The 24,247-nt window shown below is 50.3% G+C and carries 24 protein-coding genes and 1 riboswitch; of the genes, 19 read left to right on the top strand and 5 right to left on the bottom strand.

What is annotated here, in order from left to right; translation table 11 throughout:
• Positions 1-105 precede the first annotated feature (105 nt).
• Positions 106-1,284, top strand: a complete 1,179-nt coding sequence (locus tag G5B47_RS11955) for a serine hydrolase domain-containing protein (protein WP_165098198.1) — start codon at positions 106-108, stop codon at positions 1,282-1,284.
• Between the two features lie 128 nt (positions 1,285-1,412).
• On the opposite strand, the gene G5B47_RS25900 is transcribed toward G5B47_RS11955, so the two are convergent.
• Positions 1,413-1,616, bottom strand: coding sequence for an SDR family oxidoreductase (locus G5B47_RS25900; RefSeq protein ID WP_268958465.1), 204 nt, complete (start codon positions 1,614-1,616; stop codon positions 1,413-1,415).
• A gap of 109 nt (positions 1,617-1,725) precedes the next feature.
• Complete coding sequence (locus G5B47_RS26175; RefSeq protein WP_165098307.1) at positions 1,726-2,052, bottom strand: SDR family oxidoreductase; 327 nt, start codon at positions 2,050-2,052, stop codon at positions 1,726-1,728.
• A 104-nt stretch (positions 2,053-2,156) separates the two neighbouring features.
• On the opposite strand from G5B47_RS26175, the gene G5B47_RS11970 reads away from it, so the two are divergent.
• Both G5B47_RS11970 and G5B47_RS11975 read left to right on the top strand, forming a co-directional pair.
• The gene (locus G5B47_RS11970; protein ID WP_165098200.1) at positions 2,157-3,053 is read left to right on the top strand and encodes an SDR family NAD(P)-dependent oxidoreductase; all 897 of its coding nucleotides are present in this window, start codon (positions 2,157-2,159) and stop codon (positions 3,051-3,053) included.
• 52 nt (positions 3,054-3,105) lie between these two features.
• Positions 3,106-3,699 carry a TetR/AcrR family transcriptional regulator gene (locus tag G5B47_RS11975; RefSeq protein WP_235949842.1) on the top strand — a complete coding sequence of 198 codons (594 nt, stop codon included), beginning with the start codon at positions 3,106-3,108 and terminating at the stop codon, positions 3,697-3,699.
• A gap of 111 nt (positions 3,700-3,810) precedes the next feature.
• Here G5B47_RS11975 and G5B47_RS11980 read toward each other — a convergent pair whose 3' ends face one another.
• On the bottom strand, positions 3,811-3,990 hold the full coding sequence (locus G5B47_RS11980) for a small acid-soluble spore protein H (protein ID WP_165098204.1): 180 nt from the start codon (positions 3,988-3,990) through the stop codon (positions 3,811-3,813).
• Between the two features lie 161 nt (positions 3,991-4,151).
• Between G5B47_RS11980 and G5B47_RS11985 the strand changes: the two genes are divergently transcribed.
• The 3 genes from G5B47_RS11985 to G5B47_RS11995 all read left to right on the top strand — a co-directional run bounded on the left by G5B47_RS11985 (position 4,152) and on the right by G5B47_RS11995 (position 7,233).
• Positions 4,152-5,207, top strand: a complete 1,056-nt coding sequence (locus G5B47_RS11985; RefSeq protein ID WP_165098206.1) for an S-layer homology domain-containing protein — start codon at positions 4,152-4,154, stop codon at positions 5,205-5,207.
• 130 nt (positions 5,208-5,337) lie between these two features.
• Positions 5,338-6,609: an MFS transporter gene (locus tag G5B47_RS11990; protein WP_165098208.1), complete on the top strand. Its 1,272-nt coding sequence runs from the start codon at positions 5,338-5,340 to the stop codon at positions 6,607-6,609.
• A gap of 69 nt (positions 6,610-6,678) precedes the next feature.
• On the top strand, positions 6,679-7,233 hold the full coding sequence (locus G5B47_RS11995) for a GNAT family N-acetyltransferase (protein WP_206107331.1): 555 nt from the start codon (positions 6,679-6,681) through the stop codon (positions 7,231-7,233).
• 85 nt (positions 7,234-7,318) lie between these two features.
• Here the strand turns inward: G5B47_RS11995 and G5B47_RS12000 are convergent, their stop codons facing one another.
• Positions 7,319-7,978, bottom strand: a complete 660-nt coding sequence (locus G5B47_RS12000) for a TetR/AcrR family transcriptional regulator (protein ID WP_165098210.1) — start codon at positions 7,976-7,978, stop codon at positions 7,319-7,321.
• A 291-nt stretch (positions 7,979-8,269) separates the two neighbouring features.
• Between G5B47_RS12000 and G5B47_RS12005 the strand changes: the two genes are divergently transcribed.
• Entirely contained in the window at positions 8,270-9,106 is an 837-nt protein-coding gene (locus tag G5B47_RS12005; RefSeq protein ID WP_165098212.1) for an SDR family NAD(P)-dependent oxidoreductase, read from the top strand.
• Positions 9,107-9,175: 69 nt separating this feature from the next.
• Here the strand turns inward: G5B47_RS12005 and G5B47_RS12010 are convergent, their stop codons facing one another.
• On the bottom strand, positions 9,176-10,888 hold the full coding sequence (locus G5B47_RS12010; RefSeq protein WP_165098214.1) for a glycoside hydrolase family 13 protein: 1,713 nt from the start codon (positions 10,886-10,888) through the stop codon (positions 9,176-9,178).
• Positions 10,889-11,320: 432 nt separating this feature from the next.
• Here G5B47_RS12010 and G5B47_RS12015 point away from each other — a divergent pair, with 432 nt between their 5' ends.
• From G5B47_RS12015 to G5B47_RS12070, 12 genes are all read left to right on the top strand, one after another.
• Positions 11,321-12,610 carry a sugar ABC transporter substrate-binding protein gene (locus tag G5B47_RS12015; protein WP_165098216.1) on the top strand — a complete coding sequence of 430 codons (1,290 nt, stop codon included), beginning with the start codon at positions 11,321-11,323 and terminating at the stop codon, positions 12,608-12,610.
• A 68-nt stretch (positions 12,611-12,678) separates the two neighbouring features.
• Positions 12,679-14,019: a carbohydrate ABC transporter permease gene (locus tag G5B47_RS12020; RefSeq protein ID WP_328804517.1), complete on the top strand. Its 1,341-nt coding sequence runs from the start codon at positions 12,679-12,681 to the stop codon at positions 14,017-14,019.
• The gene (locus G5B47_RS12025) at positions 14,019-14,855 is read left to right on the top strand and encodes a sugar ABC transporter permease (RefSeq protein WP_165098218.1); all 837 of its coding nucleotides are present in this window, start codon (positions 14,019-14,021) and stop codon (positions 14,853-14,855) included. Before G5B47_RS12020 ends, G5B47_RS12025 begins: the two co-directional genes overlap by 1 nt.
• A 154-nt stretch (positions 14,856-15,009) precedes the next feature.
• Positions 15,010-16,062 carry a LacI family DNA-binding transcriptional regulator gene (locus tag G5B47_RS12030; RefSeq protein ID WP_165098220.1) on the top strand — a complete coding sequence of 351 codons (1,053 nt, stop codon included), beginning with the start codon at positions 15,010-15,012 and terminating at the stop codon, positions 16,060-16,062.
• Positions 16,063-16,167: 105 nt separating this feature from the next.
• On the top strand, positions 16,168-17,037 hold the full coding sequence (locus G5B47_RS12035; protein WP_165098222.1) for a LysR family transcriptional regulator: 870 nt from the start codon (positions 16,168-16,170) through the stop codon (positions 17,035-17,037).
• A gap of 99 nt (positions 17,038-17,136) precedes the next feature.
• Positions 17,137-17,796 (top strand): type 1 glutamine amidotransferase domain-containing protein, encoded by a 660-nt coding sequence (locus G5B47_RS12040; protein WP_165098224.1) that lies wholly within the window; start codon positions 17,137-17,139, stop codon positions 17,794-17,796.
• Between the two features lie 181 nt (positions 17,797-17,977).
• Positions 17,978-18,259: a hypothetical protein gene (locus tag G5B47_RS12045; RefSeq protein ID WP_165098226.1), complete on the top strand. Its 282-nt coding sequence runs from the start codon at positions 17,978-17,980 to the stop codon at positions 18,257-18,259.
• Positions 18,260-18,725: 466 nt separating this feature from the next.
• On the top strand, positions 18,726-19,277 hold the full coding sequence (locus tag G5B47_RS12050) for a glutathione peroxidase (protein ID WP_165098228.1): 552 nt from the start codon (positions 18,726-18,728) through the stop codon (positions 19,275-19,277).
• Positions 19,278-19,391: 114 nt separating this feature from the next.
• Positions 19,392-19,946, top strand: coding sequence for a histidine phosphatase family protein (locus G5B47_RS12055; RefSeq protein ID WP_165098230.1), 555 nt, complete (start codon positions 19,392-19,394; stop codon positions 19,944-19,946).
• A gap of 29 nt (positions 19,947-19,975) precedes the next feature.
• Positions 19,976-20,180, top strand: a riboswitch (cobalamin riboswitch).
• A gap of 136 nt (positions 20,181-20,316) precedes the next feature.
• Positions 20,317-21,411, top strand: a complete 1,095-nt coding sequence (gene cobT, locus G5B47_RS12060) for a nicotinate-nucleotide--dimethylbenzimidazole phosphoribosyltransferase (protein WP_328804518.1) — start codon at positions 20,317-20,319, stop codon at positions 21,409-21,411.
• Between the two features lie 76 nt (positions 21,412-21,487).
• Positions 21,488-23,188, top strand: coding sequence for a precorrin-3B C(17)-methyltransferase (gene cobJ / locus G5B47_RS12065; RefSeq protein ID WP_165098234.1), 1,701 nt, complete (start codon positions 21,488-21,490; stop codon positions 23,186-23,188).
• Positions 23,189-23,208: 20 nt separating this feature from the next.
• Positions 23,209-24,237: a sirohydrochlorin chelatase gene (locus G5B47_RS12070; RefSeq protein WP_165098236.1), complete on the top strand. Its 1,029-nt coding sequence runs from the start codon at positions 23,209-23,211 to the stop codon at positions 24,235-24,237.
• Positions 24,238-24,247 lie beyond the last annotated feature (10 nt).

The following is a 24,247-nucleotide window of genomic DNA, read 5'->3' on the forward strand; positions in this document are numbered from 1 at the left end:
GAAAATTTCTTTTATTGCTTTGTATAATTATCATAATGGATTGATTCTGATATGTAAAATGAGTGATTTAATTTAATATATGAAAGTTAGAAAGGATGGCTGGAAATGAGTAAATACGAACTAAATAAGAGAGATACAGAAGCGCTGCAGGCACATATTGATGAAGTCATTGATCGTACAATTGCCGACAAAAGGCTGGTTGGCGCTGTTGTCCAAGTTACGCTTAACGGGATGCTATGTTATAACCGTGCTGCCGGATATGCAGATCGTGAACACAACCGGTTCATGCAAAATAATACTCTATTCCGGCTTGCTTCCGTATCGAAACCGATCGTTTCCACGGCTGCTCTGGTGCTTGTATCGCAAGGCCGTCTGCAGCTGGATGACCGTGTAGACAGATGGCTGCCTGAGTTTCGTCCCCGTTTGCTAAGCGGTGAATTTGCCGATATAACCATCCGGCATTTGTTGACTCACACGGCAGGGTTGAGCTACCGTTTCTTCCAGAAGGAGCATGATTCATATGACAACGCCGGAGTATCAGACGGTATGGATCAGGCCGGCATTTCATTGGAAGAAAATTTACGGCGTATTGCTTCCGTACCACTCCTCTATAAGCCCGGTACCCAGTGGGAATATTCCATTGCAACAGATGTGCTCGGTGCGGTCATTACCAGATCCGCCGATGCCCCGCTGGGCGAAGCAGTTCGCTCTCTTGTGACTGAACCCCTTGGCATGAAGGATACCGGGTTTATTGCGGTTGATCCCCTAAGGCTGTCCGCGGCCTATGCCAACGATGTTCCTGAACCGCGCCGGCTGCTTGATTCTGACCACATTCCATTTGTAGAAGGTACTTCGGGTTTCAGACTTGCTCCCGGCCGGGCGCTTGATCATACGGCGTATCCTTCCGGCGGAGCTGGCATGGTTGGCAGCGCGGGCGACTTTATGCGGTTGTTGGAAACGCTGCGAAAAGGCGGAGCGCCTTTATTGCCGGAGAAGCTGGTTCGGGAAATGACCACCAACCAGATTGGCAATCTTCCAATGGCCTACTGGCCAGGGCGCGGGTTCGGGTTAGGTTTTACCGTACTAAAAGATCCGGAGGCCGCTCAAACTTCCGAGTCGCCGGGAACTTGGCGTATGGGCGGAACTTACGGGCATTCCTGGTTCGTTGATCCCGTCAAGCAAATAAGCGTCGTGGCGTTCACCAATACCGCGCTGGAAGGCATGTCGGGCCAGTTCACGATAGATCTTTGTGAAGCGGTTTATGAAGGTCTTAGGAAGTCATAAGACGGGGGTTTGAAAGTGAAGCGAAGGGGAAGTGGTATAATCAAACACCTGATTTCAGAAAAATTTGGCGACCTGTCTCCGGCCCAGTACCGGAAGCAGGTCGCCGCTTGTAATTTATCTAAATTACCTCAGATCGTTTTAAGCAAATTACCGTCAATGACATAATCCGACCCGGTAATCATGGATGCTTGCTCTGAGGCAAGGAAAACCGTGAGGTTCGCGATATCTTCCGGTTGGGCAAAGCGGCCTAAAGTGATGCCGGCCATTGCGGGCAGTTGTTCCATGATATCCTCTGAAGTCTTGCCTGCAGCGGCGCCGACCCATTTTGCCAAACCGGTTTCCGAGTGATTCCACAGCGGTGTCACTACGGGTCCTGGCGAATGGAATTAACCCGAATCTGGCGTGAACCAAATTCTCCGGCCAGCATTTTGGTCAGGTTGTTCAGTGCTGCTGTTCCCATTCCTCGCTTGGCGTCGCCAGAAAGCCTTGTCCTCTTCTTTCATCAATAGCTCCAACATTGTTAATCAAAATATCAATCCTGCCGAAGGCCCTAATCAGCTTCGAAGACAGCTCGTTCGTATCGCGTGCGGTATTAACATCAATGGCTAAATGTTTGACCGGATGACTTTGGACAAGCTGTTCCAGCTCTTTTGAGAGAGTACGGCTGATTGCGACTACTTTTGCGCCTTCCTCTACGATTTTTTTTGCGAACAGACCGCTTTGAGCGAGAGACTCTGGTAAGTTTTCGATGACTGACGCGTCCAGTATCTTTTTCTAAAGCGGTTGATTTTTCAAAAGGAATAAAATATGATTATTAATGAATGAACCATTCATTCATTAATATATTGAGAATCAAGGAGGATATACTGCCTATGGAAAGAATAGATACGAAATGGACTGTGAAAGGCAAATATGTCATCATTACCGGGGCAACCAGCGGCATTGGGCTGGCAGCTGCGAAAGAGCTTGCGATGCGAGGAGCAAATCTGGGAATTGTAGCCCGTAATCAGGAAAAAGCGAATAAGGTAGCGGCTCATCTCAAGGCAATCGGGCGAAATGCCGGCACCATTGACGTTTTTCTGGCGGATATGGCTTCACAGCAATCCATACGCCAAGTCGCTGCGGACATACTGAAGAGATTACCTACAGTCGATATTTTGATAAACAATGCCGGAGCTTTATTTTTAACACGAAAGTTAACGGTTGACGGTATTGAGATGACTTGGGCGGTTAATCATTTGGCCCCCTTTCTGCTCACGAACCTGCTGCTTGAACGGTTAAAAGAAAACGGTCATGCCCGCGTTATTACAACCGCTTCTCACGGCCACAAGATGGCCAAGAAGGGAATCCGCTTTGACGATCCAAGCGCGAAGGGGCTATACGGCTTTCCGCAAAGTTTATTAGGCGGAGCCAATATTCGCTACGGGGAGACCAAGCTTGCCAACATCATGTTCACGGCTGAATTGGGAAGGAGATTGGAAGGAACCGGAGTCGTGGCTTCCTGTTTTGATCCCGGTCTGGTATCGACGAACTTTAACCAGGACAACGGATGGTTAGCCCGAATGACTATGGCGGTTATGAAGCGGTTCTCCCGCACTCCGGAGAAGGGGGCCGAGACCTTGGTATGGCTGGCGGACTCTAATGAAATGCTCGCTTCCAGCGGGCAATACTATAGGGATCTGCAAAAAATAATTCCATCCCAGCACGCTCGGAATATGGAAGCTGCCAAACGTCTATGGGAGGTTAGCATGGAACAGATTCGGGGGTAAGTGCAAGTAAAAGATCTTTTTAAACGATAAGCTGATGGAGAGTGAACAAACATTGACTCGAGAAAATGAACTTAAATCGGATGCCCCTCTCGATGAACGCAGAGAACAAATAAAGAATGCAGCCCTTAAAGTGTTTGCCAAAAGGGGAATAGAAGGAACGAAAATGAGTATGATTGCAGCCGAAGCCGGGATCAGCCAAGGACTCTCCTACCGCTATTTCAGCTCAAAGGAAGAGATTTTCACCCTACTTGTGCAGGAAGCAATAGATGAAGCGCAGTCTGCGATTAGAAATATCCCCAATCTGCCGGGCTCGCCCAGAGAACAATTTAAATCATTTACAGAAAAAATGCTTGAGGATAATCATAAATATTACTTTATGTTACTCCAGCAAGCGCAAACCTCGGAAGAGGTCCCGATGCAGGTCAAACAGCTGTTGAAACAATATCAAGCGGAGGAAACGATCAGTCTCTTTGAACCTATATTCATCAAGGGACAGCAAATAGGTGAATTCTGTGAAGGCGATCCTCACAAGCTGTTGTTTCTCTACTTCTCGGTCATAACTGGCCTTATGCTGCAGGATATTCCGAACGCCAGAGGCAGCTGGCTCCAGGAAGTCGACATCTTAATGAAAATCTTAACGAAATGAGATGCGTGGGGAAGTTCGGGAAACATTGAGACAATGGGTGTGCCCACAAGAAGGCCAATTGTTCAAGTGCCCCTCTTGTGGGTAAAGTTTAAAACATAGGCAAGCGGCGGATTAATGTTCGATCAGGTTTCCGACGGGGACCGTTTGCTCGTTTTCCGGCTGATTCAAAGGATAGATTCTGGCCATGCCGGTGTTACCATCCACATGCTGGATATAGATGGGCGTCCCTTCATAGGTTACATTTTCCATAATCGGCGAAGCCGCAATCTCTTGAGCTCTTTGCGTATTCATGGCTATACCCTCCTTCAATTTTCGGATAACAAGGAGTAGTGTCACATAAGATGAAGGGATTTATGCACCAAGCTCCAGTTTGCAGATTTTTCCGTTAGAGATATTGAGATGAGTCTGCTATTCTATAGGACGGAACTTGAAATAGTAGGAGGACATCCCAGATGAGACCAAAGTTGAACCGAATGATTTTTTTACTGTTATTGCCTTTTTTATTGGTTGCCGCTAGCTTTCCCGCGTCCGTCCATGCAGAAGAGTCTGCTCTGCTGGACAAGTATTATCCTTCCGACATTGAAGACCACTGGGCCTATGACGCGCTGGATAATTTCGTCAATGCCAACTGGCTGAGCGGCTATGCCGATGCCGATGGAACGATCTACATAAAGCCGAATCATAATATCACCCGCGCCGAGTTCGTAACGATTCTTGTGAATGCGGCAGGTCTGACAAGCAGCCAGCAAGGTAAAACCTTCACGGACGTGAAGGCTGGAAAATGGTACGCCGATCCGATCCGGATCGCCAGCTCGCTCGGCGTCGTCGGCGGCATCAGTCCTACGGAATTCGGTCCTGACCGGCCGATCACCCGGGGAGAGATTGCGGTTATGGTGGTTAACGCTTTTTCATCTACCGTTAAGTTCGACGGACAACCCAAAACCTTTACGGATGTGCCGCAATATTACGCGAAGACAGCCATTCAAAAAGCCAGCCAGGCCGGCATCGTGACCGGAATGACCAAGACCGAATTCAAGCCGTTTAGCCGCGCTACCCGAGCTCAAGCGGTTGTCATGCTGGAACGCTCGCTGAAGCTGCAGCAGGGGAACCTGCCGGCCGCGGAGGATTTGATTGATCTTGCCGCCAGAGCGGACAAGGAAGAAACGCAGCTTATGATAAACAAGAAGTATGACGATCTTGAGCGGATTTTTCTTAAGTATTACACAGGCTACCAGTTCGCTTACAACATGTCCTCCCTGGCCGAGATCAATCAAATGGCCGCCGTGGGCGGAACGATCGACATTGAAGTCGTAAAAGCTCCAACCTTCGTCGTTACCGAGCGTTCGGACCGTCTTGCGGTATTGGATTCGGTATATGGAGAGATCAAAATGAAGATATCGAACGGTGAAAATACCTATGAAGACACGATCAAGACAGACGGCCAATATATGCTGAAGAAAATGGCGGACAACAGCTGGAAAATCTACGCCATTCTCACGGGCGAATAACTGGCAAGAACCGGGGGTTCCATCGGAATCTCCGGTTTTGTTTTTTCAGCTTGTGAAAAAAGTACATATATTAAATGAAAAATGAATAGTAAAATACAAGTATACTGAGTCAGGCAGGAGCGAAATATACTTGGACAAACAAAATAGCAAATATCGGTGGATTGTTTTTACAGCAGTATTGTTTACCTATTTCCTGATTGTAAGTCAAAGGACGGCGCCGGGATTAATTACCGATCAATTGATGAAAGATTTCAATGTATCGGCATCTACCATCGGGCTTTTGACCAGCATCCAATTTTTGGCCTATGCCAGCCTGCAAATTCCGATTGGGATTTTATCCGATCGTTACGGACCTAACCTGTTTCTCATCGCTGGGGCGCTGCTGAATGGACTGGGCACTTTAATTTACAGCGCTGCGCCGAACGAGTTCGTGCTGCTGATTTCCCGGGCGCTGGTAGGCATGGGGGACGCGACGATTTGGGTCAATTTGGTTCTTATCCTGGGTCAATGGTTTAGAGTCAAAGAGTTTGTGGGATTGCTTGGCTTCGCCGGCATGGCGGGCAGTCTGGGCTTCTTGCTGGCAACTTATCCTTTTTCGGCCTGGATTGCCTGGTCGGGCTGGAGAACGCCTTTTTTTACAGTCGGAATTTTACTCTGTCTTTGCGGGATTCTTCTTTATGTCGTACTCGTCAAGCGGCCAAACCAGCTGTTCAAGGACAATCCTGCGGCGGCTCTTCAGACGGAACAAGAGCGGGAAAGAACATTCATGATGTTAAAACGGATATTTTCCGATCGGCAGGCCTGGGCGACCTTCTTCTGTCATTTCGGGCTTGTTGGTATATATGTCGGGTTTATCGGCTCGTGGGCGGTTCCTTACGGGATGCAGATGTACGGGATGTCGCGTTCGCAAGTTAGCCAGCTTATGATGATCGGACTTGTCGGGGCGATTGTTGGCGCTTCCCTGACCACCTGGATTGCCAATCGGCTGGAATCGATAAAGCGCCCCTATATGGTTGTTCATCTGGTCGTTCTCGTCAGCTGGATAGCGTTTCTGGTATTTGGCGGGAAACCACCCTTCTTCATGCTTGCGGTTCTGTTCTTCATCATTGGTTATGGAAATGGGGCGAGCGCTTTAACGTTTGCGGCTGTTCGTCAATCTTTTGCCATGCGAGAGGTTGGCGTCGTTTCGGGGTTTGCGAATACCGGAGGCTTTATCAGCGCGATCCTGCTCCCGAGTATCTACGGGAAGGTGCTGGATCATTTTCAACCGGTATCAAGCGGAGCGGGGTATACTTACGGGTTTATCATCCCGGTTCTGTTCGCCGCACTTGGGGTAATGGGCGGTTTTCTGCTAAGAGAACAGCGCAAGGAATCCTCGAAGGCAAGCGGGATTTCGGTTTGATTGTAAGATGGAGTAAGGCATGGATCTTCAGATTCAGGTGACGGCAGGCGGGTCAAAGGGGGAAGCGGTTTGCATTCCGGAACGCAAGTTATCCAGACAGAAAGACTTTTATTAAGGCCATTTGTCATGCAGGATGCGGAGAGCATGCTTAGAAACTGGATTGGCGATGAAGAAGTGCAGGCTAACTACGGTGAACCCGTGTATGACAATATCGAATCCGTAAATGAGCTGCTGCACCAATGGATGATGTCTTATGCAAGAGAGGATTTTTACAGGTGGGCAGTTGTGCATAAAGAGAAGGAAGAGTGTATTGGACAAATTGCCTTTTGCCATGTGGATAGTGCTCACCATGTTGCGGACATTGAATACTGCATTGGAAGGTCGTACCAAGGGCAAGGATTTGCCACGGTGGCGCTGGCTTCGGTGATCCAATTTGTATTCGAACGAACCGGGCTGAATCGAGTTCAGGCCTTTCATCGGGGAAGAAACGTATCTTCCGGAAGAGTGTTGCAGAAAGCTCAAATGAAGTATGAGGGGATTCTGAGAAAGAGCTACTACTACAGCGAGACAGGCGAGTATGATGATAAAGTTTATTACGGCGTTATCCGAAGCGACTATATCTGAACTTGAAGAGCCTCCAGCTGGTTGAAGCTGAAGGCTCTTTAACGTCTATGGAGCGGTACGGCATGCACAGGGCAGGTTTATAGCATTAGCTACGGGCGTCCGGAATTAACGAGCTTACCAACAAAGATAACGTTTGCTTGTATATGGCATAGGCCGATTGTTCGTCTCCCAGGTGACCGCCAATGTAGAGATGGATGACACCATGGAGCGAGGCCCAGAAAATACGGATCACGGATTGCGTATCGTACCCGCCGTGAATCTGTCCTTGGTCCTGCGCATCTTGGATCACGTCGAATAACTGCCGCATGGCGGTTGCGGTTCCCTGCAAGCTTTCCTCGTCGGGCTTGAACTCTGTGAAGGCTCCTCCGAACATCAGCTTATAATAGCTGGAGTAACGCTGGCCGAACTGCCAAAAGGCTTCACCCAAATTCAGCAACTGCTGCTTCGGGTTGTCCGCGCGGGGGGTTCTCTCCAATTCACCGGCGAGAAGCTTGCAGCCATCCAGATATAACTGCTGGGCTAAGCCCTCTTTGTTGACAAACAAGCTATATATGATTTTGGTTGAGCAATCCATTTTCTGCGCTACTTTTCGCAACGTAACTGCTTCCGGCCCTTCCTTCTGCAAGAGCGTTGCCGCGGCGTCAACGACGAGCTTGCGGAGATTTTCGGTATTTTGCAGCCGGGCTTCTTTGTAGGTTTTCAGCTTTCGCATACCCGGATGGGATGAGGGATCTTGGCTGCTCATATTCATCACCTTTTGGTATTGTGTTTTCTTTTGGAAACATGGTTTCCAGATTTCTTATCAAAAATATTATACAGTTACTGTACGGTTGTCAATGCAGCCAGGATAAGGCACAGAACATATTGACTTTCCAAAAAGAGGCGGTTTCTATGAGTCCAACAGGAAACAGTGTTACCGAAAAGATTCGTACATCTAAATCCGGTCTCCTCCATTTTGTGAGGACTCATTATTTTACCGAACTGGTAACACTGTTTCTTAAACAAAACACAGTATCTTGAAAGGGAGTGCAGCACTATGACATTTCGAGGAAAATGGGCGCTCATTACGGGAGCTTCTTCCGGGATCGGAGAGCAATTTGCGAGACAGCTCGCGAAACAAGGCGCCCACCTGGTGCTCGTTGCAAGGTCGAAGAGCAAGCTTGAGAGCCTGGCGGCAGAACTTAGAACGTCGTATGGCATCAAAGCCGAGGTGATTCCCAAGGATCTTGCGGAACAGGGTGCTCCCGGCGAGGTATACCGGCAGTGTAAGCTTTTGGACCTTGATATCGAATTGCTCGTTAACAATGCAGGCTTTGCGACGCACGGCTTATTTGACCAATTGTCCGGAGTGCGCCAGCATGAAGAAGTGATGCTCAATGTTGCCGCCCTTGTTGACATGACCCATATGTTCTTGCCGGATATGCTGCGCAAAAGCTCGGGCACCGTTATCAATGTGGCTTCGACCGCCGGATTTCAGCCGCTTCCTTATATGGCGGTGTATGGGGCGACAAAAGCTTTTGTCTTGTCCTTCACTCAAGCGTTATGGTGGGAAAACCGCGATCGCGGCATACGGTTCTTCGCGCTATGCCCCGGTGCGACGGATACCGGGTTCTTTAACGTCGTAGGCGCAGAAGAAGCCGCCGTCGGTAAGAAAGAAACGCCGGAAAAAGTAGTAGCGGCTGCGCTTCGGTCACTGGAAGAGGGAAAGGTATTCGTCGTTCCGGGTATGCAGAATTATTTGGGGGCGCAGTTATCGCGATTTATTACACGGAAGCAGGGTCTTCGGCTGGTCGGAGGCATGCTTCGTCCCCGCGGCGGAACGGGTACTCCCCAAAATGCAGGCAATCCGTCCGACCTGGCCGGGAATCGGTGACGTCCATATTGAAAGACCACCTTCCATGGATAGAAGACAATCCGTGGAAGGTGGTCTTTTTCGCTCTAATCAGATTGTTTCGGATTCGCTCTGGCCAGCGCCTGACCGAATAAGATATATTCTTGCCTCGAAAGGCCTCAGATGTTGAGAATCCAGCGGTTCTTCCGCAGCAGGATAATTAGACAGCAGCAGAGCCGGTTTTGTAGGCGGGGCATCCAAGGCGACGGTCTGCTCATCAGCCGAGAAGTTAGTTACCACAATTAGAATTTCATCACCAAGGGTCCGCTGATAAGCGAATACATCGGGATGCTCCTCAAGCAGCGGTTTGTATTCGCCGTAGACGATAACCTCATGCCGTTTGCGAAGCCGGATTAATTCACGGTAGTAATGCCATACGGAGCTCGGGTCGGCCAAAGCATTAGCGACATTGATTTCCCTGTAATTGGGATTGACGTTAATCCACGGGGTTGCCTCGCTGAATCCGGCGTTGGCGCTGTCATCCCACTGCATGGGCGTTCGGGCGTTGTCCCGGCTTTTGTGATAGATATCCTGCATGACCTCGTCGTGCGAGCGCCCATTGATTTCGCATTCGATCCGGTAGAAGTTGAGGGTCTCCACGTCCCGGTAATCCTGAATGTTATCGAACCAGATGTTGGTCATCCCGATTTCTTCACCCTGGTAAATGTAAGGGGAGCCTTGCAGCATTTGAATGCAGGTGGCGAACATTTTGGCGCTTTCCACCCGGTAGCGGGTGTCATTACCCCAACGCGAAACGACGCGCGGCTGGTCATGGTTGTTCAAATAAAGTCCGATCCATCCTTTGCCCTGGAGCGTAAGCTGCCAGCGCGTAATAATTTGTTTGAAGGCCGGGAGCGAGAACGGAATCGTCTCCCAGCGTCCGCCGGGGCCGTTATCGACATCCATATGCTCAAAATAAATGATGCTATCCAGCTCCTTGCGGGCGGCATCCGTATAGAGCAGCCCTTCTTCGGCTGATACACCTGCCATTTCTGCGACGGTAAACATGGGATAACGGGAGAAAACCTCATCGTTCATCTCCTGAAAAATGTCGTGAATGCCATCGCCGTTGGCAATCAAATGTCCGCACGGGGCCAGGCATTGATCCGGCCCAGCCGGCTCTGCGTCCTGCCATTCGCCGGGCTTGACCAGCAGATTAACCGCGTCGAGGCGGAAGGCATCCACACCTTTCTCCAGCCAAAAGCGCATCATGCTGTACATCTCCTGCCGGAGTGCCTGATTCGACCAGTTCAGGTCGGGCTGCTTGGCGGAAAAAAGATGGAGATAGTAGGCGCGGGCTTCCTCATCGTGTTTCCAGGCTGATCCGCCAAAGAACGATTCCCAGTTATTCGGCTCTCCGCCGCTGCGGCCTTCATTCCAGAAATAATAATCGCGGTACTTATTATTGTCGCCGGGCGCTTTGGAAGCCTGGAACCATGCGTGCTCATCGGAGGTGTGGTTAAGAATAATGTCCATCATGATTTTCATGCCCCGGCGGTGAATTTCGCTGCATAGGCTCGTCCAGTCCTCCATGCTCCCAAACTCATCCATGATCTGGTAATAATCACTTACATCATAACCGTAATCGTCATTGGGGGATTTATAGACTGGCCCCAGCCAGATTACATCGACTCCAAGCTCTTTGAGATAATCCAGCTTTTCCTCAATTCCTTTAAGATCGCCGATTCCATCACCGTCGCTGTCTCTGAAGCTTCTCGGATAGACCTGATAAATAACGGCTTCCTTCCACCATGTCCTCGTCACTGCCAGCCACTCCTTCTCGATACCGAAAAATGTAAGATATGCTACATAGCAAGTGATTATAATTTACATTTTTACATGTAAACAAATCATATTATTGAATCAATAATAGTTAGCGAAGAGTGCAGTGTCAACAATAAAGGCGAATAATATTTGAGCTTATTAGAAGTAATATTTGGATTTAATCTTGAATTTTGCGAAAAAACGAAAGTCAATTCGTTGTTTTTTAAATTTTGACTGAAAAAACAAATCACAAAAATGATTGACATACTCAAATCCCCTCTTGTATATTGAATTTCGTAAGGAAGGTCATATGTCACAAAGCCTTACATATCCCGGCTGGAGATCAGGCCAAATCCTTAGCTGGGTGAAATTAATCGCTTCTATCGTGTCTGTCTGCCTTAACATTTTGTATTCAAGAGGAGAGGTATGTGTATGAAAAGAAGAACCGGACTGATTTCCCTTCTGATTGTTGGAATCCTCGCCGTTGCCGGCTGCGGCAGCGCTTCGCCTGCGGCAAATCCTTCACCGACTGCGGTAAGCGAATCCCCGCAGCCGAGCTCCAATACAGCAATGGACGAGCTGCAGCCAGAACCGGGGGCCGAGCTGGTCTACTGGGACAAGAAAGATGCTTTCTCCGAATATGCAGTGAAGGAATTTGAGAAAAAATATAATGTCAAGGTAAAGCTTGAAGACATGATGTTCTGGGAGACGGTCGGCCGTCTTATTACGGATGGTCCGGCGGGAACCGGCGCCGATGTGTTTGTCGCTGGCGCCGATCAGCTTGGCCCAAATGCGAACTCCGGCATCTTCCTGCCGAATGACTATTTTGCAGAAGAAACCACTAAAATTTCGGTGAAATCCGCGCTGGATGCGGTGACGGTTGATGGCATTCTTTACGGTTATCCGCGCAACATCGAGTCGTTCATGATGTATGTCAACAAGGATATCGTGAAGGATGCGAAGCTGGATACGTGGGACGATCTGAAGGCTTTTGCCAAGAAATATAATGATATTCCGAACAATAAATACGGCCTCTTCTACGAAACCAACAATTTGCTCTACAATTATTCGTTTATGGCCGGCTATGGCGCTTACATCTTTGGCGATAACGGAAAGGACAAAAACAATATCGGCCTGAATAATGAGGGCGCGGTAAAAGGCATGGAGTTCTACCGCTCGCTGAAGGAAATACTGCCGGTTCCGAGCTCCGATCTTACCGAGGATGTCAAAGTATCGCTGTTCGAGCAGGGCAAGGCAGGCATTATTTTGGATGGAGTCTGGAATCTTGGCCGGTATAAGAGCCTGCCGTTCAAGGTGGGAATCATTGAAATGCCCAAAATGCCGGGCGGCGTCGATCCCAAGCCTTATGCAAGTGTGCCTGCCTATTTCGTAAGTGCCTATTCGAAGTATCCAAATGCGTCCAAGCTGTTCGCTCACTTTATGACCACGAAGGAAATGCAGATTAAGAACTATGAGATGAGAGGCGTGCTGCCGGCCTATGCGGGCATTGAGAACGACGAGAAGCTGAAGTCGGATGACATCATTCAAGTCTTCGCCAAGCATGTAGCGAAAGCGGAGATGCTGCCGGTCATTCCGGATGTGCAGTATTTCTTCCAAAATGTAACGCCTGTGCTGGAACAAATCTGGAATGGGGCCGACATAAAGTCTACCCTGGATAAGGCTGTGGCGGATATGAAGGCCAATATTGCCGCAGCCCAATAGGAAGGCTGACTATAAACGGCCGTTCCGCCGCCAGCGGAGCGGCTTTTCTATAAGGAGTGAAAAGTCCAGTGGAGAAACGATCCGCAGTTGAACTTCGAAGGCCATTTCTGTCCGGCAGCCGGACAAGCGCCGTCTTGTCGATTCTGGTTATGGGAGCGGGGCAGCTTAACAACCGCCAGTACGGGAAAGGCATCGCGCTTCTGCTGCTGCATTTCGCCAGTTTGTATGTGGTGATTGCCAAGCTGCCCCATGCGGTGTGGGCGCTGGTTACGCTCGGAGAGCAGCAGACACGTCTGGAGAAGGTCGGCAAGCTGTATCAGCAGGTCATGGGGGATCATTCCATCTATTTGCTGGTGGAGGGGCTGATCATGATTTTTCTGATGTTCGTTCTTCTCGCCGTTTATGTGCAAAATGTCAGGGATGCTCATCACTGCGCCAGGCTGCGGGAAGAAGGTGTGCCGCTGCATACGTTCAGGCAGACGCTGCATTTTTTGCTCGAGTACCGTTTTCCGCAGATTGCCATTGCCATTCCGGTGCTGGGCGTCGCGTTTTTTACGGCAATGCCGATTGTGTTCATGATTCTGCTCGCTTTCACCGATTTCACACGCAGCCATATGCCTCCTGCCCAACTCGTCAATTGGCATGGCCTCGAGACCTTCCGCGATATTTTCCGGCTTCGGGTCTGGAGTGAGACCTTCTACGGCGTAACGCTGTGGACCCTGCTGTGGGCTGTGGGGTCGACCCTGACCTGCTTTGCGGCCGGATTTATGATTGCGTTGGCGGTGCAGCAGAAGGATATCCGGTTCAAAAAGTTCTGGCGGACGATCTTTATTCTTCCCTACGCCATCCCTTTATTTGTCTCTACGCTCATCCTGCGCAACGTATTTAACGGCCAGTTCGGGCCTGTGAACGATTATCTCGAGCTCATGGGGTTCGGGCGTATTCCCTGGCTGTCGGACCCGGAATGGGCAAAGCTCACGCTTGTCCTTGTCAACATGCTTCTCGGCTTCCCCGTAATCATGCTGATGATTATCGGCGTCCTGTCCACCATACCGGGGGACATGTACGAAGCAGCCGATATCGACGGGGCGGACGGACTGCAAAAGCTGCGGCTGATCACTTTTCCTACCGTGATGTACACCATGATGCCGATCCTGATTATGCAATTCGTGGCCAACATCAACAATTTTAATGTGATTTATTTGCTTACCGGAGGCAATCCCGTAAATGGGAACTATCAGTTCGCGGGTCATACGGATATCCTGATTACCTGGCTGTACAAGCTGTCCATGGAGCAGGGGCAGTATAATTTTGCTTCCGTTATCGGCATTTTCATTTTCGTACTCTTGTCGGGCTTTGCCGTCTGGAGCATCCGCCGGACAAAGTCGTTTAAGGAGGAGAGGCTGTAATGACGAATCGCTCCTTATGGAAAGCGGTGCGCCTGACTTCAAGTTACGTGCTGTTGTCGCTCGCTGCGCTGTTTTGTATATATCCCGCTCTCTGGGTACTGCTGTCCTCGTTCCGTCCGGGGGATATGCTCTTTAGCGAAACGCTGCTTCCGGCATCATTCACGCTCCTTCATTACAGGCAGTTGTTTGAGAACTATCCGTTCGCCGAGTGGTATATTAACACGTTCAAAATCGCCATCATCAGCACCGCAATCTCCACTGTGCTTGTAATGATGACCGGTTATGTGTTCTCGATGTTCCGTTTCCCCGGCCGAAAAAACCTGATGAGCATGCTGCTTTCACTCGGTTTGTTTCCCGGCTTCATGAGCATGATTGCCGTCTATATTTTGCTGAACCAGATGAATCTGCTCAATACGCATGCGGCGGTTATTATCGTGTCTGCTGCGGCAGCGCCGCTGTTCTTTCTGTTCTCCAAAAGCTATTTCGATACAATTCCCCGCAGTCTTGTAGAAGCGGCGCGGATCGACGGGGCCGGTCATCTGAACACCTTCTTCCGCATGATTTTGCCTTTGTCCAAGCCGCTGGTGGTGTACGTGGTGCTGATGAATTTTACCGGCCCGTTCACGGACTTCATCTTCGCCAGGCTCGTGCTGAGGACTCCGGAGAAAAAGACGCTGGCCGTCGGACTGTACGATATTGTCACGGACCGGACGAAGCTTCAATTTACGATGTTCGCCGCCGGTTGTGTGCTGATTGCCGTACCGATTACCGTTCTGTTCCTTCTATTACAGCGGTATCTGGTTGCCGGATTGACGTCCGGAGCAGAAAAAGGCTAGCGAAAAACGCGGAGTAGTGGGTTGGAGGTTGTCTGTTCGGCCAAAGCTGTATCGGGTATAATTGAAAGAAGGGTATGCAATAACTGCAATATATGGTTCCGAGCGGTCCGGGTAGTTCGGCCTCCGGGAAAGAAAGAAACGGAGGGTTATAGTATTGGCGACAATTCAGGATATAGCAGATTATGTGGGGCTTTCCATTGCAACCGTATCAAGGGCGCTTAACAAACCGGCGATGGTCAATGCGGAGACCCGCGAGCGTGTCATGCAGGCGGCGAAGAAGCTTAATTACTTCGATCCGGCCAAGACCAGACAAGCGAATCTGAAGAACAAAAAGATCTCCCTGGGCGTTATTATTCCGTATATTACCTCGTTTTTCTTTGGCGAATTATTCAGCGGGATAAGCCGTGTCGCACAGGAGAATCATATTGATTTGATTTTGTACGAGCTAAAGAGCAGCAAAATGAACGAGGAGGGGCTTGCCGAGGCTTTTTCCTTTGTGCAGCGGCATTTGGTTGACGGGATTATCCTGACGAGCTTCCATCTGCCGGCCAAATATGACGAGCTGATCGATACGCTTCAGATTCCGGTCGTTCTGCTGCTTGATTCTCATGAGAGCGGCAAGCTGCCGACTTACAAGGTGGATGATATCCGGGCATCATTCGAAGCCGTTTCTTATCTCGTTTCGCGCGGACACCGTAACATTGGCATGATTTCCGCCCTGCTGACGGACCAGCATGATCGCGGCGAGCAGCTCAGGCTGAAGGGCTATAAACAGGCCGTTGACTTCTACGGTTTGCCGTTCTCGGAAGCGTTAGTCGCTTACGGAGATATGCGTTTTGAGGATGGATATTCAGCGATGAAGGAGCTTCTGGCCAAGCGGGAGGAGACCGGACTGACGGCTGTATTTGCCGCTTCGGACGAGATGGCGATCGGAGCGATGCGCTGTATCTTCGATGCGGGCCTTAAAGTGCCGGAGGATATCTCGGTTATCGGCTTTGACAATTTGTCGGTAAGCCGGATTACGATGCCGAAGCTGACAACCATTGAACAGCCCTTTGGAGAGATTGGTGCAGAAGGCGTGAAGCACATGATCCGATGGTTTACCGAGGGAGGACAGATTCCTGAGAAGGGGCAATTTTATCTGCCTTATAAAATCATCGAAAGAGAGTCGGTAGCCGAAATCCGGCCCGGAGAAGCGCGAACCTAATTATGGCTTGGATATAACGGGGAGAAATAGATCGCATCCATTGGACGGGGCGGTCTATTCCTTTTTAAAGACAGTGGAAAGTTTGATGAAAAGGGGTATTTGGATATGGCTGATTTTGAATGGTACCGAAGCTTTTGCTCGATATATAAACATAACTCCGTGTCTGAAGCCGCCAAGGCGCGGATAATGACACAGCCGGCGATGAGCCAGCATCTGGCTTCCCTGGAAGCCGAGGTCGGGGAAGATTTATTCATCCGGACTTCAAGAAAAATGATTCCGACGGAACGGGGGAAAGAGCTGTATTCCCAGCTGGCTCCGCTGATCGAGGCTTTGGAGGAGACCACGATGAATTTCAAATCGGCTTCCCTGCCCACGCATACCGTCATAAAGATAGGTGCCGCACGCGAGTTTTACTCTGAAAAAATACTCCCTGAGCTGCATACCTACAAGATGAGCACGATTTCAAATTTTGGCACGGCCGACCAGTTGGTGGAACTGCTGAAGGAGGATAAGCTGGATCTCGTCATTACATCGAAAAAATATCAGACGCCGGGCATCGAGTATCTGAAATTCATGGAAGAAGAATTTGTCATTGCCGCTCCCGGGGATTGTGAAATGCCAGATACGGACGACCCGGAGTCCTTGGAACAATGGCTGTCGGCTCAGTCGTGGATCAGCTACGGGCCGGATTTACCGATCATCCGGAGAATCTGGAGGGAGCATTTCAAGAAGCGTCCGCAAATCCGGCCCGCTCATATCATTCCAGATCTGCATCTGATCCTGAGGGCCATCGAAAGTGGCGCAGGCCTAAGTGTGATCCCGACCTATATATTGGATAATTCGTCAAGTGTTGCGGCAAAAATGATTGCTCCGGATTTAAAAGTGAACAACGAGCTGTACTTCGCCTATAAACTGAAGCATAAGCAACTGCCTCAAATTCAGGAAATGATGGCCGCAATACGCGATAATATATAAATATATTTATGGATAAACCGAAATTTCATAATTTGTTTTATATCAAGATCGGAACTAGAATAAAGTCAGCACCAAAATTAAAATACTGGAGGCAATACAATGGCAAAAAAAGTTCTGATCGTTGTAACGAATCACTCGGAAATTCATGAAGGCAAGTCGACCGGGATTTGGCTTTCTGAATTCGCTGAAGCCTATATTGAATTTACCAAGAAGGGCTACGAGCTTACCATCGCAAGCCCGCTTGGCGGCAAGGCCCCTGTCGATCCCGGAAGCGTAGATGCCAACACACCGCAAGAAATCCTGGATACGCAAAAATATTTGGAAAATACGGCAAAGCTGAGCGATGCATCCGTTCAAGGCTTCGATGCGATTTTCCTGCCGGGCGGCCACGGAACGATGTATGATCTTCCAGCTAACGAAACTCTTCAGAAGCTGCTGCGCGATTTCTATGAAGGGGGCAAGATTGTGGCTGCGGTATGCCACGGTCCGGCCGGACTGGTTGGCGCTACCTTGTCGAACGGCGAACCGCTTGTTGCCGGCAAACGCGTCAGCGCGTTTACAGACCGGGAAGAGGCGCAAACGACGCTGGATCAGCATCTTCCTTTCCTGCTGGAAAGCAAGATTCGCGATCTGGGAGCCATCTATGTGGCCGCTCCGAACTGGACTTCCCATTACGAGGTGGACGGCAACCTGATTACGGGCCAAAATCCACAGTCCACGCTGGCTGTAACCAAAGCCGTTATTGAACAGCTGGGTTAATCTGCTGAACCGGTCATCATTCAAGGAAGGCTTCTGATACACGGCCGGTGGAAAATGCAGGAGATTGCATAAAGAAATCTGCCGCATAAAAAAATCCGCTCCCGCGGGATATATCCCGGGGAAGCGGATTTTTTTCTTGTTAAACAGCGGATAGCGGCAGTTCAACCGTAAAGGAGGTCTTTTGAGTGATATCGCTCTTTTACCGGAATCGTACTTGTCGGGTGACGGCAGCGGCGAGGCGTATCTGGGCATATTCGATACGGCGGTCAGAATGGGCTGCGAGGTAGAGTGTCTGGGGTTTTCCTGCAAATCTGCAGGTTTGTCAGGTGATTTTCAGGTAGGAAGAAGTAAAACCTTCGATTGTGCACCTTTTAGAGCATGCGCGCCGTCAGGCGGGGAGTTCGAGGGAGAAATGCCTGCACGTTTGCAGGTATTGGGTCAGGGAGGAGGATTTCCACAGTAAAAGATGTACAACCGCAGGAATGTCCGCCGCAGCCGGAAGAGGCCGCTCTGCGAATTGCTGAAGACGTAATACTACTGTTCGATCATATGGGAAACCGTTCTGGAAGGAAGTATTTGGGGCGGCGCTAAGCCCGGAAGGGCCTGAACTTCACATTATGGACAGCTTCATTAACTATAACCCTGCTTTATATGCGGCCTAAATCCAGCTTCGGGCCGAAGCTTGAAGAGTCAGAGAAAGCTGAAGTGCTGGGAGTTGAGTTATATGTGTATGGTGCAAAAACGGAGGAACTAGGAACAGTAGAGCCGTCAAGTTTTAGTTTATTGGGATTGCTTGTGAAAGAGTCGTGATAGGCCCGAGCACCCTCGCTATATTAGTATAACCTATAACAATTATTCCTCTTATATATTAGACCAATAGATGTTCTAGCCGTATGATGTATCTATTAAGCCTGAGGAGGAATGATACGGTGTCGATTTATGATTTTCAAGTCAACTCAATTAACGGTAAGCTGTTCGAATTGTCAGCCTATCGCGGAAAAGTTCTCCTTATTGTCAATACTGCAAGCAGATGCAGCTATTCTCGTCAATTCGCCGGTCTACAGAGGCTTTACGAAAGTCACCGCGAGCAGGGATTCGAAATACTCGGTTTTCCTTGCAACCAATTCAACGAGAAAGAGCAGGGGAGCAACTCTGAAGTACAAGAATTTTGCGAGAGCAGCTTTGGAGTGACGTTCCCGTTGTTTGAGAAAATAGAGGTTAGAGGGCTATCTGCTCATCCTATATTTCAATATCTGACACAGCAAGCACCATTTTACGGTTTCGATACCCAGACTTCGGAGGGCCAATGGATGCAGGATTTCCTGCAGGAAAAGCATCCGGAAATATACGCCGGCGACGGGATCAAGTGGAACTTCTCGAAATTTTTGATCGATCGTAACGGATATGTAAAAGCTAGATTCGAAACGACGACGGAACCGGTTGACTTAGAGCCAGTTATCGAATCACTGCTGCAAAAATAATGGAAATCAAAGTATTTCCGATCCCCTGAATAGATATTGCCATGAGCAGCCTAACTCATCCAGGTATGCTGCTCTTTAGCGCAATATTACAGGCTTGGAAGGACGAGATTAGAAATGCCTCTTTATCTGATGCGCCATGGCGAGACCAATTGGAACAAGCAGGGGAGAATACAAGGGATACAGGATATCGGTCTGAATGAGCACGGGATCGGCCAGATTCAGGAAGCTTCCAGATGGCTACGAGAACGGATGAATGTTCATGCCGTTATTTCGAGCCCTTTGCGAAGAGCCTATGAGTCCGCCCATATTCTGGCATCCGTCTACGGACTTTCTGTTAAGGTTGACAGCCGATTCTCGGAACGCTGCTTTGGTGAACTGGAAGGCAAGACGCTGGAGAAAATCAGGTATGTATTCCAAATAGCCAATCCTGAGCTGATCCATTCTCCGATCTATGGGGTTGAAGCTGTGGAATCAATGCAAAGGCGGGTTTGCGAAGGAATTTGCAACCTGGAGGCTCCGGCGGGAAGAAATGTACTGCTAGTAACCCATGGCAGCATTATTCGGGTGATTACCGGACAAGCAGAAATCGTAGAGAACGGTACTGTAATCGAATTCACGGATACACTGAAAAACAGACTTATAGACTTCTCTTTAAATCTCAAGTTATAATAGACGTACTTTAAGCATATTTGTCTACAACAGCATATGAGAGAAAAGGTGAAACGCTGCGGCGTTTCTTAAAAGGGAAGACGGTGAAAATCCGTCGCGGTCCCGCCACTGTAAATGGAGAGCGAGCTTTAAGCCACTGTGTCAAATGGGAAGGCTTAAGCAACTTGGTCATCATGATCTCGTTTTTGCGTCTGATCCACAAGTCAGGAGACCTGCCTTTTTTCAACAGCACGACTGACCTACGAGGATAGGGAGGGGAGAACGCTTGTATTGCGGCGATTAACGGCACTTCTACGCTCTTTTGTGTGTAGGAGTGCTTTTTTGTTTCTCAATTCCTGTTACATAAGACTCCTAAATAAAAGAGAGGATTGTGATTTTCTTGGAAAAATTATTGCAGGTGCTAAATGAGATTGAACGGCTCAATATTGTATCGATGCATCAAATGAGAAGACGAGTCAACAACCTGACCAAGCCCTTGGGAAGTCTCGGCCGTTTGGAGGAAATCGCTGTAAGGCTTGCCGGTATCACTGGGAGTGCGCAGCCCCGTGTGGACAAAAAAGCGATTATCGTGATGTGCGGCGATCATGGGGTCGTCCAGGAAGGCGTCAGCGCCTATCCTCAGGAAGTTACAGGCCTTATGATGGCGAATTTTATTCGCCAAAGCGCTGCTGTTAATGTGCTCGCACAGCAAGCGGGAGCGGAGGTTCACGTTGTCGATATCGGAACGGTGCTGACGGACCTGCCGGAAGGCGTGGTTCGGCGGAAAGTCCGCCAAGGAACGGCTAATATGGCCAAAGGACCGGCAATGACCAAGGAAGAAGCGGTTGCTGCGATCCATGTCGGGATTAGTATGGCTTACGAGCTTGCTGATAAAGGAATCGAAGTGATCGGTTTAGGGGAAATGGGCATCGGCAACACGACTCCAAGCAGCGCCATGACGGCAGTGTTCACTGACCATCCAGCGGAACGGATCACCGGAAGAGGAACCGGCATCGATGACGAAGCGCTAGCCGCCAAAACGAAGGTAATCGAACGAGCAATACAGGTCAACCAGCCAAATCCGGGTGATGCTGTCGACGTGCTTGCTAAGGTAGGAGGGCTCGAAATCGCTGGACTGGCCGGTGTGATATTGGGAGCGGCGGTCCGCAAGGTTCCGGTGGTCATTGACGGGGTGATTACAGGCGCCGCGGCGCTTGCTGCCTGCCGGATCGAGCCCCGCTGTCGGGATTATTTATTCGCTTCCCATTTATCCGTTGAACCGGCGCACCGGATCGTTCTGGATGAGCTTGGGCTGAAGCCATTGCTGCATCTGGACATGCGCCTTGGAGAAGGGACAGGAGCAGCGTTGGTCCTGCCTGTAATCGAATCGGCCCTCCGATTGGTTGCGAAGATGGCCACATTTGAAGATCTCGGCATCCCGAGTCCGGCCCCCGAAGAAGATGAATTCGGCCTTGCGGTTCAGTGAGTCTATGAACTCGGCTTCTTCTAAGGAAAGCTTGGCGTTACGGGGATAGTTGTTTCATACAGAGGAGGCAGCACGAATGGAAGAGAAGAGAGGCAAACTGCTGGTGATCGGGTTTGGCCCGGGCGCTTTTGAACATATTACGGATCGTGCCCGCAGGGCAATCGAGGAAAGCGAAGTCATTATTGGCTACAACACCTATGTGGATTTGATCCGGGGCCTGCTGACCACACAGGAGATCGTAAGAACCGGCATGACGGAAGAAGTAAGCCGCGCTCAGGAAGCAGTACGGCAGGCGTATATGGGAAGAACGGTTGCAGTTATTTCCAGCGGCGACGCCGGTGTATACGGAATGGCCGGGCTGATTTATGAAGTGTTGATGGAAAAGAAATGGAATGCCGAGGAGGGAGTTGAAGTAGAGGTTATTCCCGGAATATCCTCGATCAACTCCTGTGCCGCTCTCCTTGGGGCGCCTATCATGCATGACGCCTGCACGATCAGCCTGAGCGATCATTTAACCCCCTGGGACACCATCGCCAAACGTGTGGAAGCCGCCGCCGCGGCAGATTTTGTAATCGCTCTGTACAATCCGCGAAGCGGAAGGCGTACGCGGCAGATTGCTGAGACTCAGCGGATTTTGCTGGGGCACCGTTCTCCGGACACGCCGGTGGGCCTCGTGAAGAGCGCTTACCGGGACCGGCAGCAGGTCGTGCTTACCACGCTCGCGGACATGCTGGAGCATGAAATAGGGATGCTCACCACGGTTATTATCGGTAATTCCTCGACGGTAGTATATGACGGCCTAATGATTACGCCAAGAGGCTACCAGCGGAAATATACACTGGACTCGGAAGAGCAGAGACTAAGGCCAAGCGAGCGTCTGCAAGTGGCAGCCGAGCCGTGGTCACTGAGTGCGAAGGAGCAGGCTGGAGAGAGCGGGGAAGTTAAGTCCGCCGAGCGTGATTTCCCGGCTTCCGCCTCTTACAGCAGCGCGAGTTCGTCCAGCCCGCTGAAAGCGGCGATGGAGGCGCTGCAAATTCTCGAGGCCAAAGGTATCGTCTCCGGTGGCGACGCGGGTTCCGCCCCGTCTGTCGCCTCGAACCCGTCCGCCCCGTCTGCCACCGGAAATCCGAACGCCCTTTTTGAGGTGGGAGTGGCGCCGGGCATAGCGAACAAGAAATTCACCGCTCATCAAATGACGCTGCTTGCGGAAATCGCAGGTGAACAGGGGGAAATGGAGTATACCCCGCATCACCAAATCATTCTGCGCATCCCCGGGGCCGATCCCGAGCGGGTCGTCGCGGAGCTGAAAGCGGCGAAGCTGCTCGTCTTCCCGGTTGGCGATGTTGCGCAGATTAAAGCCTGCGATTTCTGCAATTTGGAGAAAGACGGGTCCATCCCCGTTGCGGAAGAACTGAATCGCGTTATCGGCGGATTAAAAACGCCCAAGGAATTGAAAATCGGCTTTAACGGCTGCGGCATGGCCTGTTACGGGGCTGTGCTGGAGGATATCGGCATTGTATACCGCAAAGGGGCGTATGACTTGTTCCTGGGCGGCAAGACGATCGGGCGGAACGCCCATCCGGCGCAGCCAGCAGCCGAAGGGATTACAGAGGACCAAATTGTAGATACGGTGGAACGGATTTTCCGGGAATATACCGATAAGGCTTTTCCGGGTGAAAGATTTCATAAGTTTTTTAAGCGTGTGGGGACGGTTGCCGGGTTCAGACATCAGGAACAGGCTGCCGCTACTTTGGCGGATGCGGTCTGTGGCGATTAACGATCATGAGGAGGAAGAAGATGGACGCGATATTATTGGTGGGACATGGAAGCCGTGACCCCGAAGGGAACGAGGAGCTGCTGCAGTTTGCCGATACGGTGCGCCTGGCAGCGCCTCAATATAAGATTGAGACCTGCTTTTTGGAGTTTGTGCAGCCGGATATTGCCCGGGGAATAGCTAACTGTGTTGAACAGGGAGCTTCTCGGGTTGTCGTAATTCCGGTCATGCTGTTCGCGGCGGGTCATGCCAAAATTCATATCCCTTTTGAGATAGACCGGGCCAAAAAGCTGTATCCTGCCGTGGAATTCGTCTACGGGCGTCCGATTGGTGTGCATCAAAAGGTGATGGAGATTCTCACTTCCCGTATGGCGTCAGCCGGATTTAAGACCGGCAGCCCGGTGCTGCCTATAGAACATGGACTGCGTGAACCGGAAACGGCGGTTCTGCTGATTGGCCGGGGGAGCAGCGACGGCGATGCCAACGGCGATTTTTTTAAGATGACCCGCCTTCTGTGGGAGCAGCTTCCGGTCAAATGGGTGGAGAACTGCTTTATTGGCGTTACGGAGCCTACCTTTGAGGATGGCCTGGAAAGAGTCTTACGGCTCGGCGCGAAAAAAATCTTTGTCCTTCCTTACTTTCTGTTTACAGGAATTTTGATTAAGCGCATTGAGGAAATGACAGCGAAGTTTGCAGCACAGCACCCGGGCATCGATGTTGAACTTGCAGGGTATTTCGGATTTCATCCGAAGCTGGTGGAAGCGCTGCTTGACCGGGTTGTCGAAGCGGTGGAAGGGCAGGCCTTTATGAACTGTGATATGTGCCAATACCGGTTGGCGGCCGGTCATGAGCATCATCACCATCATCACGACCACGATCACGGGCACGATCATCACCATGGCCACGATCACGGGCACGATCATCACCATGGCCACGATCACGATCACGACCATGGGCATGATCATCACCATGATCATGGGCACGATCTCGACGATAGGCATGATCACGACCACCATCATCACGACCACGACCATCATCATGTGGGAACGTAGCCGCGCTGAA

Source organism: Paenibacillus apii (assembly GCF_011043685.1).
Classification (GTDB): Bacteria; Bacillota; Bacilli; order Paenibacillales; family Paenibacillaceae; genus Paenibacillus_AQ; species Paenibacillus_AQ sabinae.